Here is a 14,911-nt window from a genome sequence, read left to right on the forward strand (position 1 = left end):
TGTCCCACTTTGTGCAGAAGTCCCGTCGGGATTTCGCACAATGTGGGACATGCCCTGGGGTGGGGTGGGACATGGACTGGGGTGGGGTGGGACATGCCGTGGGTTGGGACGCCGGCCGAAGAGGGGGTGTCCCACTTTGTGCAGGAATGGTGCGGTGATCTCGCACATTGTGGGACATGCGTCCCCCGAACGGGCGAGGGCGTCACCGGAACGGCGACGTCAGCCGGCCAGCCCCAACTCATTCCCCGGGATCGACGACAGTAGGCGCCGCGTGTACGGATCGCGCGGATTCGTGAAGACCTCTTCGCTGGATGCCGCCTCCACGAGGCGTCCGTCCTTCATCACGCACACGTAGTCGCTGATCAGGCGCACCACGGCGAGGTCGTGCGAGATGAAGAGGTAGCTCAGCCCGTATTCGCGCTGAAGGTCGCCCAGCAGCTCGAGGATCTGGGCCTGCACGAGCACGTCGAGCGCCGACACCGGCTCGTCGCACACGATCAGCTCGGGCGAGAGGGCGAGGGCGCGGGCGATCGCGACGCGCTGCCGCTGCCCGCCCGACAGCTCCGAGGGGTAGCGGCGGAGCATGGATGCCGGCAGAGCCACGTCATCCATCAACTGGCGCACGCGCTTCGAACGGTCGGCCTTCGACCCGCGCTTATAGAAGGAGAGGGGTTCCTCCACGATCCGCTCGACCGTGAACATGGGGTTCAGGCTGGAGTAAGGATCCTGGAAGATCGGCTGCACTCTCTGGCGGAACTGCCGGAGCGCCTCGCCCTTCAGCGCCGAGACGTCCTGGCCGTCGAAGCGGATCGAGCCGCTCGTCGGCTCGACGACCTTGAGCAGCATGCGGGCCGTGGTGGTCTTGCCCGATCCCGACTCGCCCACGATCGCGACCGTCTGGCCGCGGGGGATCGACAGCGAGACGTCGTCGACCGCGCGGAAGTCCTCACCGCGGCCGCGCACGGGGTACACCTTGGTGAGCCCCTCGATCTCGACGATGTCGTCTCGGGTCTCGACCGCCCGGTCGCCGCGGAAGTCCTCCGGCCGCAAGCGCACCGCCGCCACCGACGGCGCCGCCGCCACGAGCGATTTCGTGTACGCGTGCTGCGGATTCTCCAGGATCTGCCGCGCCGGGCCCTGCTCCACGACCCGTCCGCGGTGCATCACGACGACTCTCGACGCCCGCTCGGCGGCGAGGCCGAGGTCGTGCGTGATGAGCAGGACGGCGGCCCCCAGCTCGTTCGTCTGTTTGTCGATCTGGTCGAGGATCGTCTGCTGCACGGTGACGTCGAGGGCACTCGTCGGCTCGTCGGCGATGAGCAGGCGGGGGCGACACGCGAGCCCGATCGCGATGAGCGCGCGCTGCCGCATGCCGCCGGAGAACTCGTGCGGGTACTGCGCCGCCCGCTTCGCGGCGTCCGGGAGGCCGGCGGCCTCGAGCGCTTCGACGACTCTGCCCTTCACGCTCGACCGGTCGGCGAGGCCGTGGGCGAGCAGCGTCTCCGCCACCTGCGTGCCGATTCTCGCGACCGGGTTCAGGTTCGACATCGGGTCCTGGGGCACGAGGCCGATCTGGCGACCGCGTACCTGGCGCATGCGGGCCTCGCCGAAGGTCGTGAGGTCTTCGCCGTCGAGCAGGATCTGTCCGCGCGAGACGCGTCCACCGGATGCCAGCAGGCCGATGATCGCCATCGCGGTCGTCGACTTGCCGGAGCCGGACTCGCCGACGATCGCGATGGTCTCACCCGCGTGGATGTCGAGGCTCACCCCATCGACGGCCCGCACGGGGCCATCCATGGTGGCGAAGTCGACCGCGAGATCACGGACCGAGAGAAGGGGCTGGGGGGATGCCGGAGCGGGGGGACCGGCGACATCGGAGGTCATTCGTCCATCCTCGTCCGCCCGGCCCCGTCTGCCCACCCCCCGGCGCACATCGTCACGCGGCCGTAACGCGTCGGCGCGATCACGCCCCGGCAGACCGCGGGTCGGGAGCGTGCCGGCCGGGCGCGTCCCCCGCTCGGGGCGCTTTCCGCCGTTCGGGGCGCGCGCGGGCCGCGCCGATGAAGGAACGGCGCCCCGAAGCTGAGGGGCCGTGAACCCGCACTGCCGGTGAGCCCACGCCCGCGCGGCGCTACCGTGGGCATCATGCGCGTGGACCTGAACGCCGACCTCGGCGAGACCGTCGACGGGATGCCGACCGCCGACGACGAGGCGATGTTCGCCGTGATCTCGAGCGCCAACGTCGCCTGCGGTGGCCACGCGGGTGATGCTGCGTCGATGCGCGAAGCCGTGGCGCGGGCCGCGCGCTTCGGCGTCGCCGTGGGCGCCCACCCCTCCTACGCGGACCGGGAGAACTTCGGCCGTATCTGCCGCCAGCCCGCCGTCGCGGCGCTCCGCACGAGCGTCGCCGCGCAGCTCGCCGCGCTCGTGGCGGCCGGCGCCGACCTTCGTTACGTGAAGCCCCACGGGGCGCTCTATCACGCTGTCCGTGACGATGCCGAGCAGGCGCGGGCGGTCGTCGACGCCGTCGTCGACCTGTCCTCGCGTCTCGGTCGTGCCCTCCCCGTGCTCGGGCTTCCGGGCGTGATCGCCGAGGTCGCGGCATCCGCGGGTCTTCCCTTCGTGCACGAGGCCTTCCTGGATCGCGGATACACCGCGGACGGCGGCCTCGTCCCGCGCGGCGAACCCGGCGACCTCATCGATGATCCGGCCCGCGTCGCCGCGCGCGCGGTGCGGCTTGTGCGCGAGGGCGAGGTCGAGACGGTCGACGGTGATCGCATCGCCGTCGCCGCTGCCTCGCTCTGCCTGCACGGCGACACCCCGTCGGCGGTCGCGATGGCCCGCGCCGTCCGTGCCGCCCTGGACGCCGCGGGCGTCGAGGTGCGCGCACCGTGGTGACGCTGCGGCCGATGGGGGAGCGCGCCGTCCTCGCCGAGGTCGCGGACCTCGCCGCCGTCCTGGCGCTGCACGCCGCGCTCGCCGCGGATCCGCCCGCGGGCATCGACGACCTCGTCCCCGCCGCCCGCACCGTTCTGGTCGCCTTCGACCCGCGTCGCATCTCGCTCGATGCCGTCCGCGCCTGGATCCACGCGGCTTCTCGGACGGCTCCGGATGCCACCCCCTCCGGCCCCCTCGTCGAGGTTCCGCTGCGGTACGACGGCGCGGATCTCACCTCCACCGCCGCCTCGCTCGGCATCCGCGTCGACGAGCTCATCACCCGGCATTCCGCAGCTCCGTGGACGGTGGCCTTCACCGGCTTCGCTCCGGGCTTCGCCTACCTGGTGAGCGACGACTGGCCCTTCGACGTGCCGCGGCTCACCCAGCCCCGCACCCGTGTGCCGGCGGGGGCGGTGGGTCTGGCCGGTGGCTTCAGCGGTGCGTATCCGCGCGAGACCCCCGGCGGGTGGAGGCTCATCGGGACGACCGATGCGGTCCTCTTCGATCCGGATGCCGCCGACCCGGTGCTGCTTCCTCCCCGCGCCCGCGTGCGCTTCGTGCCCGAGCGTCCGCGTCTTACCGCCGCGCTTTCCGGTCCCCCCGTGGTGACGAGCGGAGGTCCCGGGGCGAGCGGAGGGCCCTATGTGGAGGTTTCCCCCTCCCCTCGTCCCTCGTCCTCCCTTCCTCCCGCTTCTGCTCTCGCTTCGAACCTCACCCGCGCCCCCGCAGACGCGCCGGACGCGCTCGGTCCGGTGACGAGCGGAGGAGCAGGGGCCGGCGGAGGCGCGGATGCCGAGCTTTCCGCCTCCCCTCGTCCCGCGTCCTCCCTGCATCCCGCGTCTGAGAGTCCCCGCGCCACCCTCCGCGTCCTGGCCCCCGGCGGCTTCACGACCGTCCAAGACCTCGGCCGGCCGGGCCGAGCCGCCCTCGGCGTCGCGCGCTCGGGCGCGCTCGACCGGACCGCACTCCGCATCGCCAATCGCCTGGTCGGCAACGCCGAGGGGGCCGCGGGTCTCGAGATCGCGCTCGGCGGCTTCCGCGCGCGGGCCGAAGCCGACACGTGGGTGTGCGTGACCGGCGCTCTCACCGACCTGCGCGTCGACGGTCGGGCGCGCGATCTCTACGCCCCCGTCCGGGTCCCCGCGGGCGCCGAGATCTCCATCGGGCCCGTTCTCGTCGGCCTGCGCTCCTTCCTCGCCCTGCGCGGCGGTGTCCTCGCGCCGCTCGCTCTCGGGTCGCGAGCGAGCGACGTGCTCGCCGGCCTCGGACCCGACCCCGTGCGCGCGGGAGACGTGCTCTGCGCGGGGGTGCCGGCATCCGCGATCCCCGTGCTCGACTTCTTCCCGTGGTCCGTTCCGCCCGCGCGGCTCGATGTGGGCATCGCCGCGGGACCGCGTTCGGACTGGTTCGAGCCGGGGGCGATGGCGGCGCTGGTCGGCACCGAGTGGGAGGTGTCGACCCACGCCGATCGTGTCGGCATCCGTCTCGACGGACCCGAGCTCGAGCGACTCCGTCCCGGTGAACTGCCGAGCGAGGGCATGCGTCCGGGCGCGATCCAGGTTCCCCCGCACGGACGCCCGGTCGTGCTTCTGGCCGACGGGCCGGTCACTGGGGGATACCCCGTGATCGCCGTGGTGACGGATGCCACGCTCGACGCGCTCGCGCAGGCGAGACCGGGCGATCGCGTGCGGTTCCGGCGCGTCTGACGCCCTCGCCGGGGGGAATGCTCGACGGGCGTGCGCGGTTATACCGCAGGTCCGCAAACGCGTCAAGAATTCGACTGGACACGGCGAGTCCTCCCGCGTATGCTTGGACTTTGCGCTCCTCGATTCCCCCTGCCCTCATATGGTGGTCGGCTGAGCCTGTCCGTCCCCGCTTCACCGCGGTGTGTGGCGAGCAGGTTATCGGGGCAGGAACGCACTCCACCTGACGACAAGGAATCACGAGCCCCTCGCCCGGGCTTCTGGAGGTTATTCCCTTGGCTGCTGCGAGCAACGCATCCACCACCACCCCGAAGAGCGGACGCGGCGCATCTCGCCTCTCGTTCGCGAAGATCTCCGACAAGCTGACCGTTCCCGATCTGCTCGCACTGCAGACCGAGTCGTTCGATTGGCTCGTCGGTAACGACGCATGGAAGGCCCGCGTCGCCGAGGCGCAGGCCGAAGGCCGCACCGACGTGCCCGAGATCAGCGGTCTGGAGGAGATCTTCGAAGAGATCTCGCCGATCGAAGACCTCAGCGAGACGATGCAGCTCTCGTTCACCAACCCCTACCTCGAGCCCGAGAAGTACTCGATCGAAGAGTGCAAGGAGCGCGGCAAGACCTACGCCGCCCCGCTGTACGTCGAGGCCGAGTTCATGAACCACCAGACCGGTGAGATCAAGACGCAGACGGTCTTCATGGGCGACTTCCCGCTCCAGACCGACAAGGGCACGTTCATCATCAACGGCACCGAGCGTGTCGTGGTGTCGCAGCTCGTGCGCTCGCCCGGTGTCTACTTCGACAAGACCCCCGACAAGACGTCCGACAAGGACATCGTGTCGGCGCGCGTCATCCCCTCGCGCGGTGCCTGGCTCGAGTTCGAGATCGACAAGCGCGACCAGGTCGGCGTCCGCATCGACCGCAAGCGCAAGCAGTCGGTCACCGTCTTCCTCAAGGCCCTCGGCCTGACCAGCGAAGACATCCTCGCCGAGTTCGCCGGCTTCGACTCCATCGAAGAGACGCTGTCCAAGGACACGATCCTCACGAAGGAAGACGCCCTCCGCGACATCTACCGCAAGCTCCGTCCGGGCGAGCAGGTGGCCGCCGAGGCTGCGCGCGCGCTCCTCGACAACTTCTACTTCAACGCCAAGCGCTACGACCTGGCCAAGGTGGGTCGCTACAAGATCAACCAGAAGCTCGGCCTCGACAAGCCGCTCAGCGACTCGGTTCTGACCGTCGACGACATCGTCGCGACGATCAAGTACCTCGTCCGCCTGCACCGCGGCGACGTGTCGTTCGACGGCGTGCGCGGCGGCAAGCCCGCCGAGATCCGTCTCGACACCGACGACATCGACAACTTCGGCAACCGTCGTATCCGCGCGGTCGGCGAGCTCATCCAGAACCAGGTCCGCACCGGTCTGTCGCGCATGGAGCGCGTCGTCCGCGAGCGCATGACCACGCAGGACATCGAGGCGATCACGCCGCAGACCCTGATCAACGTGCGCCCCGTCGTCGCCGCGATCAAGGAGTTCTTCGGAACCTCGCAGCTGTCGCAGTTCATGGACCAGAACAACCCGCTCGCGGGTCTGACCCACAAGCGTCGCCTGTCGGCGCTGGGTCCCGGCGGTCTGTCGCGTGAGCGCGCCGGCGTCGAGGTCCGTGACGTCCACCCCTCGCACTACGGCCGCATGTGCCCGATCGAGACGCCCGAAGGCCCGAACATCGGTCTGATCGGTTCGCTCGCCTCGTTCGCCCGCATCAACGCGTTCGGCTTCATCGAGACGCCGTACCGTCGCGTCGTGGACGGTCGCGTGACCGACACGATCGACTACCTCACGGCCAGCGAAGAGAGCGACCACATCGTCGCCCAGGCCGGTGTCGCCCTCAAGGCCGACGGCCACTTCGTGGAGGACCGCATCCTGGCCCGTCGTGGTCAGGGTGGCGAGGTCGACCTCTTCCCGGTGGAGGAGATCGGCTACATGGACGTCTCGCCGCGCCAGATGGTGTCGGTGGCGACCTCGCTCATCCCCTTCCTCGAGCACGACGACGCCAACCGCGCCCTCATGGGTGCGAACATGCAGCGCCAGGCCGTGCCGCTCGTGCGCAGCGAGTCGCCCGTGGTCGGTACCGGTATGGAGGGCTTCGCCGCGATCGACGCCGGTGACGTCGTGACCGCCGAGAAGTCCGGTGTGGTCCTCGAGGTCTCGGCCGACGTCGTGACCGTGCAGCTCGACGAGGGCGGCACGCAGGACTACTTCCTCCGCAAGTTCGACCGCTCCAACCAGGGCACGTCGTACAACCAGCGTGTGGTCGTCTCCGCCGGCGAGCGTGTCGAGGCCGGCGAGGTCATCGCCGACGGCCCCGCCACCGAGAACGGCGAGCTCGCCCTCGGTAAGAACCTCCTCGTGGCGTTCATGACGTGGGAGGGTCACAACTTCGAAGACGCGATCATCCTCAGCCAGGACCTGGTGAAGGACGACACGCTCTCCTCGATCCACATCGAGGAGTACGAGGTCGACGCCCGCGACACGAAGCTCGGCAAGGAAGAGATCACGCGTGATCTCCCCAACGTCAGCCCCGACCTGCTGAAGGACCTCGACGAGCGCGGCATCGTCCGCATCGGTGCCGAGGTGCGCCCCGGCGACATCCTCGTCGGCAAGGTCACGCCCAAGGGCGAGACCGAGCTCAGCGCCGAAGAGCGTCTGCTCCGCGCCATCTTCAACGAGAAGAGCCGCGAAGTCCGTGACACCTCGCTGAAGGTGCCCCACGGCGAGCAGGGCACGATCATCGCCGTCAAGGAGTTCAACGCCGAAGACGGAGACGACGAGCTCGGCTCGGGCGTCAACCGCCGCGTCGTGGTCTACATCGCCCAGAAGCGCAAGATCACCGAGGGCGACAAGCTCGCCGGCCGCCACGGCAACAAGGGTGTCATCGCCAAGATCCTTCCGATCGAGGACATGCCCTTCCTCGCCGACGGCACCCCCGTCGACGTCGTGCTGAACCCGCTCGGTATCCCCGGTCGAATGAACTTCGGTCAGGTCCTGGAGCTGCACCTCGGCTGGATCGCCCAGCAGGGCTGGAAGGTCGAGGGCACCCCCGAGTGGGCTGCGCACCTGCCCGAGCAGGCTCGAGAGGCCGCTCCCGGCACCAAGGTCGCGACCCCGGTGTTCGACGGCGCCTTCGAGGAGGAGATCGCGGGTCTGCTCGACTCCACGATCCCCAACCGCGACGGCCAGCGTCTGATCGACTCGAGCGGGAAGACCATCCTGTTCGACGGTCGCTACGGCGAGCCCTTCCCGGCGCCCATCTCGGTCGGCTACATGTACATCCTGAAGCTGCACCACCTGGTCGACGACAAGATCCACGCGCGTTCGACGGGCCCGTACTCGATGATCACCCAGCAGCCGCTCGGTGGTAAGGCGCAGTTCGGTGGCCAGCGCTTCGGTGAGATGGAAGTGTGGGCCCTCGAGGCCTACGGTGCCGCGTACGCGCTGCAGGAGCTCCTCACGATCAAGTCCGACGACATCCTCGGCCGCGTCAAGGTCTACGAGGCGATCGTCAAGGGCGAGAACATCCAGGAGCCCGGCATCCCCGAGTCGTTCAAGGTCCTCATGAAGGAAATGCAGTCGCTCTGCCTGAACGTCGAGGTCCTCTCGGCCGACGGCACCGCGGTCAACCTCCGTGACACGGATGACGACGCCTTCCGCGCCGCGGAAGAGCTCGGCATCAACATCTCCAGCCGCTTCGAGTCCTCGTCGATCGACGAGATCTGAGCTCTGGTTGCTGAGCTTGTCGAAGCACAGCGACACGATCTTCATTTGAGAATTCCGACACAGGAGAACCAGTGCTCGAATCAACCACTTTCGATCAGATCCGTATCGGTCTGGCCACCGCCGACGACATCCGTCGTTGGTCCTTCGGTGAGGTCAAGAAGCCCGAGACGATCAACTACCGCACGCTGAAGCCCGAGAAGGACGGCCTCTTCGGTGAGCAGATCTTCGGACCCTCCCGCGACTGGGAGTGCGCCTGCGGCAAGTACAAGCGCGTGCGCTTCAAGGGCATCGTCTGCGAGCGCTGCGGCGTCGAGGTCACCAAGTCCTCTGTCCGCCGTGAGCGCATGGGCCACATCGAGCTCGCCGCGCCCGTCACGCACATCTGGTACTTCAAGGGTGTTCCCTCGCGCCTCGGCTACCTGCTCGACATGGCGCCGAAGGACCTCGAGAAGGTCATCTACTTCGCCGCCTACATGGTGATATCGGTCGACGAGGATGCTCGTCACCGCGACCTCGCCACGCAGGAGAACAACATCCGTCTCGAGCTGAAGACGCTCGGCGACCGCCGCGATGCCCGCATCGCCGCTCGCCTGGCCAAGCTCGAGGAGGAGCTCGCCGCCCTCGAGGCGGAGGGCGCCAAGGCGGACCAGAAGAAGAAGGTCAAGGACGCCGCCGAGAAGGACATGACGGCCGTTCGTAAGAACGCGGACGAGCAGATCGCCAAGCTCGAGCGCGTGTGGGAGGACTTCCGCACGCTCGAGGTCGGCGCCCTCAAGCCCGAGGACGACGTCTTCCACGAGCTGCAGGACCGCTTCGGTCAGTACTTCGAGGCCCACATGGGCGCCGAGTCGATCAAGCGCCGCCTCGAGACCTTCGACCTGCAGGCCGAGGCCGACAGCCTCCACCTGCAGATCTCCGAGGGCAAGGGCCAGCGCAAGATCCGCGCGATCAAGCGTCTGAAGGTCGTCAACTCGTTCCTGCAGACCGGCATGTCGCCGGCCTCGATGGTGCTCGACGTCGTTCCGGTGATCCCGCCGGAGCTGCGCCCGATGGTCCAGCTCGACGGTGGCCGCTTCGCCACCAGCGACCTGAACGACCTCTACCGTCGCGTGATCAACCGCAACAACCGCCTCCGTCGCCTGATCGACCTCGGTGCCCCCGAGATCATCGTCAACAACGAGAAGCGCATGCTGCAGGAGGCCGTCGACGCGCTGTTCGACAACGGCCGCCGTGGTCGCCCCGTGACCGGTACCGGCAACCGTGCCCTCAAGTCCCTGAGCGACATGCTCAAGGGAAAGCAGGGTCGTTTCCGCCAGAACCTGCTCGGAAAGCGCGTCGACTACTCGGGCCGTTCGGTCATCATCGTCGGACCCCAGCTGAAGCTGCACCAGTGCGGTCTGCCCAAGCAGATGGCGCTCGAGCTGTTCAAGCCGTTCGTGATCAAGCGCCTGATCGACCTCGGTCACTCGCAGAACATCAAGGCCGCCAAGCGCGCCGTCGAGCGCTACCGTCCCGAGGTCTGGGACGTGCTCGAAGAGATCATCCGCGAGCGTCCCGTGCTGCTGAACCGTGCACCCACCCTGCACCGTCTCGGCATCCAGGCGTTCGAGCCCCAGCTCGTCGAGGGCAAGGCGATCCAGCTGCACCCGCTCGTCTGCGCGGCGTTCAACGCCGACTTCGACGGTGACCAGATGGCCGTCCACCTGCCGCTGTCGGTCGAGGCCCAGGCCGAGGCCCGCGTGCTGATGCTCGCCTCGAACAACATCCTGAAGCCGTCGGACGGCCGCCCGGTGACCCTGCCCTCGCAGGACATGATCATCGGCCTGCACCACCTGACCACCCTCAAGGAGGGTGCGATCGGTGAGGGCCGTGCGTTCGGTTCGGTGGGCGAGGCGATCCTGGCCAAGGACGAGGGCACCCTCGACCTGCAGGCCAAGGCGCGCATCCGCATCCCCGGCCTGACGTTCCTCGAGGGTCAGGCGCCCGAGGGCTACGACAAGCACGGTCTCGTCGACGCTTCGCTCGGCCAGGCGATCTTCAACGCCACGCTCCCCAAGGGCTACCCGTTCGTTCGCGAGCAGGCAGACAAGGGCAAGCTGTCGCAGATCGTCAACAAGCTGGCCGAGGAGTACCCCAAGGTCGAGGTCGCGGCATCGCTCGACCGGATCAAGGACGCCGGCTTCTACTGGGCCACCCGTTCGGGTGTCACGGTGGCGCTGAGCGACATCCTCACCCCGCCGAACAAGGCCGAGATCGTGGGCGGCTACGAGAAGCAGGCCGCGAAGGTCCAGGCGCAGTACGAGAAGGGTCTCACCACCGACGCCGAGCGTCGTCAGGAGCTCATCAAGATCTGGACCGAGGCCACGGATGCCGTCCAGAAGGCGATGCGCGACAACTTCCCGGCCGACAACACCATCAACCGCATGGTCTCGTCGGGCGCCCGTGGTAACTGGCTGCAGATCCGCAACATCGCGGGTATGCGAGGGCTTGTGAACAACCCGAAGGGTGAGATCATCCCGCGTCCGATCATCTCCTCGTACCGCGAGGGTCTGTCGGTCGCCGAGTACTTCATCGCGACGCACGGTGCCCGTAAGGGTCTGGCCGACACGGCCCTCCGTACGGCCGACTCGGGGTACCTGACGCGTCGTCTGGTCGACGTCTCGCAGGACGTCATCATCCGCGAAGAGGACTGCGGCACGTCGAAGGGCCTCGAGCTCCCGATCGCCGCTGCCGACTCGACCGGTGCGCTGGTCAAGGACGCGAACGTCGAGAACTCGGTGTTCGCCCGCACGCTGGCGACGGCTGTTGTCGACGCGCAGGGCGCCGTCCTGGCCGAGGCCGGCGACGACGTGGGCGACGTCCTCATCGACAAGCTCGTCGCGGGTGGCATCGAGTCCATCAAGGTTCGCTCCGTGCTGACCTGCGACTCCGCCGTCGGTGTCTGCGCGAAGTGCTACGGCCGTTCGCTCGCCACCGGCAAGATCGTCGACATCGGCGAGGCCGTCGGCATCATCGCGGCCCAGTCGATCGGTGAGCCCGGTACCCAGCTGACGATGCGTACCTTCCACACCGGTGGTTCCGCGTCGGCCGACGACATCACGCAGGGTCTTCCCCGTGTGCAGGAGCTCTTCGAGGCGCGTACCCCCAAGGGTGCCTCGCCGATCGCCGAGGCCGACGGCCGCATCACGATCGACGAGACCGAGAAGGCCAAGAAGGTCATCCTCACGCCCGACAACGGCGACGAGCCCGTGGTCTACCCCGTCCTGAAGCGTGCGACGCTCCTGGTCGAGGACGGCCAGCACGTCACCGTCGGTGAGCCCCTCCAGGTCGGGACGCTGGACCCCAAGGAGGTCATGCGCGTGCAGGGTGCCCGCGAGGTGCAGAAGTACCTCGTGAACGGCGTCCAGGGCGTGTACCGCTCGCAGGGTGTGCCGATCCACGACAAGCACATCGAGGTCATCGTGCGCCAGATGCTGCGCAAGGTCACCGTCGTCGACCACGGCGACACCGACCTGCTCCCGGGCGAGCTCGTCGACTTCAAGCGGTACCAGAACATCAACCGCGAGACGGTCGGCGAGGGCAAGCGCCCCGCGTCGGGTCGTCCCGAGCTGATGGGTATCACGAAGGCGTCGCTCGCGACCGAGTCGTGGCTGTCCGCCGCGTCGTTCCAGGAGACCACCCGCGTCCTGACGCAGGCGGCCATGGAGGGCAAGAGCGACCCGCTCGTCGGCCTGAAGGAGAACGTCATCATCGGAAAGCTCATCCCCGCGGGGACGGGCCTGTCGAAGTACCGCAACGTCACCGTCGAGGCGACGGAAGAGGCCAAGAGCGAGCGGTACCCCAACCGCATCTTCGCCTCGGACGGCGCGTACTCCGACGCCGATCTGAGCTACGTCGACTTCGACAGCTTCACGACGGACGACTTCACGCCCGGTAGCTACAACTAAGGGATCCGTCCCGCACGAAGGCCCTCGGCTCACGCCGGGGGCCTTCGTCGTGTCCGCGCCGTTTCGAACGCGCGACGTGTGGCGTCCGCGGCGTGTCGGAGGCCGGATGCGCCGGGGGAGTGCGCCTACCGTGGACGGGGAGGAACGGATGGCGCGAGTCGGTGGCCGGAACGTGTGGATCGCGTGGCCGGTGGGAATCATCTGCACCGTGGTGGTCGCCGTCCTGGTCGTTCTCGCGGTCCCCGGCATCCCGGCATCCGTGATCTTCGTCGGTGACACGCTCCGCGCGGCCCGGTCCGCTCCCACGGCCACGCCGGAGCCGGCTCCGACTCCGGCGTCGACCTGTCGCGAGCTCTACTCGGCGGACCTCTGGTCGTCGCTGGTCTGGTCGCGCAACAATCTCCTGACGCAGCGTCGGACCCCGGCGGCGTCGACCCCCGAGGCCGTCGCGGCGTCGGGGGCGACCGTGGTCGTGACCTGTCACTGGCGGGGGACGGCGGGTCGATCGATGGAGACCACGGTGTCGACCGTCACCCCCGAGGGGGCCTCGGCTGTTCAGGCGACCCTGTCGTCGCAGGGATTCGGATGCCAGGTCTCCGGCGACACGGTCCACTGCGAGCGCGCGGCGGGCGGCGTCGTCGAGGTGCACGACATCCGCGGCGATCGGTGGGTGTCGTCGACCCTCACGAACTGGATGCCGGACGGCTACGCCGAGACGGTGGCATCCCGAGCCTTCGCCGAGTGAGCGATCAGCCGAAGATCGACGCGATGATGCTCGCGGTGTAGCCCGTCGGCGCGAGGTTGGAGTACTGCGTGTCGATCAGGACGTCGTCGCGCCAGAAGAGCGTGCGACCGTCATTGACCGGGTAGGTGTCATTGATCCACGTCTTCTCGCACCGCGTGCCGTCGTCGGGCGTGTAGCAGCTGAAGCCCTGCGTGGCGACGAGGTCGTTGAGCATGTCGAGGGCGGGTCCGCGGTCGACGCGGGTGATACGCGTTTCAAGGCCCGTCGTGTCGGCGCCGGGATCGCGCCAGATGCAGATGAGCGAGCCGTCGGGCTGCGGCCCGGAGGCACCGACCGACGGGTCGTTCAGCGGGACGGATGCCAACTGGGCCAGCACGTCGGCCGAGAGCATCGCGCGGCAGTCGGTGGGGATGGCCGCGGGGGCGACGGTCGGGGTGATCGTGGGGATGGGTGTCGCCGTCGGGGAGACGGACGATTCCGCGGCCGGTGTCGTCGGTGCGGCAGAGCCGCCGTCGTCCGGCGCGCACGCGCTCAGGGCGAGTGCCGCCGCGACCGCGAACACGGCTGCGCCGGTCGGACGAAACACGCGACGGGCCATGAAGTCACCCTAGATGCCGCCACCGACACGGTCGAGACCGACACACGACGGCACGCCTGCGCCGTACGGCGACGAGCGCGGGTTAGCCTGACGCCGCAGATACTTGCGCGCGTGAGGAGACCCCGATGAGCGACCCCCAGTCGTACGGTGACCCCGTCGACGAGCCCAAAGACGAGGCGCACGACGTGGTCGGGCGCGCGCACGAGGGCCTGGCCGACGCCGAGGCCGCCCAGCGCGATGCCGTCGACCCCGCCGAGGCTGCCGCCGCCTGGGACGAGCGTGAGCGCGACCAGCACGTGTCGTCGACGCCCGCGGCGACCGAGACGACCACGGCGACCGTTCACGACGCGTCGCCGGTCGCCCCCACGACCACGACCGACCTCGATGACGAAGACGCCCGCTGGGCCGCGTACGCGGCTTCGGCGGAGCCCGAGGCGGCGCCCGCCGCGGCGACGACCGACGCGTCCACGCAGCGCTACGACGCCTACGGCGACACCGCCGGGGCCGCGGCTGCCGGGGGAGCCGTCGCCGCAGGTGCCGCGGCGGCCGGAGCGTCCTCGACTCCGGTGGCGTCCACCACCGCTTACGACACGCGATCGACCGACGCTCCCACGACGGCCTCCCCGACGGCGTACGCGAACACCGCGCAGCCGATCTTCGTCCAGGCCCCCGAAGCCCCGCGTCCGCGCGGCAACCGCGGGGCGGCCGGCGCGATCGGTCTGCTCGCCGCGCTCTGCTTCGCCGTCCTCTACCTTGCGGCGACCCTCGGTCTGCGTCTGCTGACGGGCGATCTCGAGGTGTCCGGGCTCGCGAATGCCGCTCTCGGCGCCCTCGCCACGTGGGGCCTCTGGGTGCCGACCGTGGCGTTCTATCTGGGTTTCTGGTTCCTCGGAGCCCTCATCAACCGCGGCCGGTGGGGGCACTGGGTGGTCTGGGGCCTCGTCGTGGGCGTGATCGCCTGGGGCGGGCATCTCCTCGGTGCCCTCTTCGCCGCGCCGTTCTGGATGCTCACCGCCCGAGAGGGCGTCGACCTCCTCGGAGACAACGTCCTCGCCCCGCTCGCGATCGTCGCGTTCGTCCTCGGGCGCGAGCTGACGATCTGGTTCGGCGCGTGGGTCGCGCGTCGCGGCCGGCGCGTGACCGAGCTGAACGACGAGGCGCAGCGCGAGTACGAGCGCACGCTCGAAGCGGGCCCGCAGGTCTCCGTCGTC

Annotated in this window: 8 protein-coding genes; 6 read left to right on the top strand and 2 right to left on the bottom strand. The window is 69.1% G+C overall.

Features of this window, described 5'->3' with window-relative positions:
* Positions 1-219: 219 nt before the first annotated feature.
* Positions 220-1,884, bottom strand: a complete 1,665-nt coding sequence (locus P2P98_RS18495; protein WP_275801740.1) for an ABC transporter ATP-binding protein — start codon at positions 1,882-1,884, stop codon at positions 220-222.
* 258 nt (positions 1,885-2,142) lie between these two features.
* On the opposite strand from P2P98_RS18495, the gene P2P98_RS18500 reads away from it, so the two are divergent.
* From P2P98_RS18500 to P2P98_RS18520, 5 genes are all read left to right on the top strand, one after another.
* Entirely contained in the window at positions 2,143-2,898 is a 756-nt protein-coding gene (locus P2P98_RS18500) for a 5-oxoprolinase subunit PxpA (protein ID WP_275801747.1), read from the top strand.
* Positions 2,892-4,643, top strand: a complete 1,752-nt coding sequence (locus P2P98_RS18505) for an urea amidolyase family protein (protein ID WP_275801741.1) — start codon at positions 2,892-2,894, stop codon at positions 4,641-4,643. The genes P2P98_RS18500 and P2P98_RS18505 overlap by 7 nt, the downstream gene beginning before the upstream one ends.
* A gap of 272 nt (positions 4,644-4,915) precedes the next feature.
* Positions 4,916-8,410, top strand: a complete 3,495-nt coding sequence (gene rpoB, locus P2P98_RS18510) for a DNA-directed RNA polymerase subunit beta (protein ID WP_275801742.1) — start codon at positions 4,916-4,918, stop codon at positions 8,408-8,410.
* Positions 8,411-8,481: 71 nt separating this feature from the next.
* Positions 8,482-12,357 carry a DNA-directed RNA polymerase subunit beta' gene (gene rpoC / locus P2P98_RS18515; protein ID WP_275801743.1) on the top strand — a complete coding sequence of 1,292 codons (3,876 nt, stop codon included), beginning with the start codon at positions 8,482-8,484 and terminating at the stop codon, positions 12,355-12,357.
* Positions 12,358-12,505: 148 nt separating this feature from the next.
* Complete coding sequence (locus P2P98_RS18520) at positions 12,506-13,102, top strand: hypothetical protein (RefSeq protein ID WP_275801744.1); 597 nt, start codon at positions 12,506-12,508, stop codon at positions 13,100-13,102.
* A gap of 4 nt (positions 13,103-13,106) precedes the next feature.
* Here the strand turns inward: P2P98_RS18520 and P2P98_RS18525 are convergent, their stop codons facing one another.
* Complete coding sequence (locus tag P2P98_RS18525) at positions 13,107-13,700, bottom strand: hypothetical protein (protein WP_275801745.1); 594 nt, start codon at positions 13,698-13,700, stop codon at positions 13,107-13,109.
* 125 nt (positions 13,701-13,825) lie between these two features.
* Between P2P98_RS18525 and P2P98_RS18530 the strand changes: the two genes are divergently transcribed.
* A partial coding sequence (locus P2P98_RS18530; protein ID WP_275801746.1) for a hypothetical protein occupies positions 13,826-14,911 on the top strand: 1,086 nt, incomplete at its 3' end.

The organism is Microbacterium sp. Kw_RZR3 (assembly GCF_029222405.1).
In the GTDB taxonomy this organism is placed as follows: domain Bacteria; phylum Actinomycetota; class Actinomycetes; order Actinomycetales; family Microbacteriaceae; genus Microbacterium.

What these genes read in the sequence shown, in the direction of transcription:
- P2P98_RS18495 (WP_275801740.1), bottom strand. Translation starts at nt 1,884, where the DNA reads ATGACCTCCGATGTCGCCGGTCCCCCCGCTCCGGCATCCCCCCAGCCC.
- P2P98_RS18520 (WP_275801744.1), top strand. Translation starts at nt 12,506, where the DNA reads ATGGCGCGAGTCGGTGGCCGGAACGTGTGGATCGCGTGGCCGGTGGGA.
- P2P98_RS18525 (WP_275801745.1), bottom strand. Translation starts at nt 13,700, where the DNA reads ATGGCCCGTCGCGTGTTTCGTCCGACCGGCGCAGCCGTGTTCGCGGTC.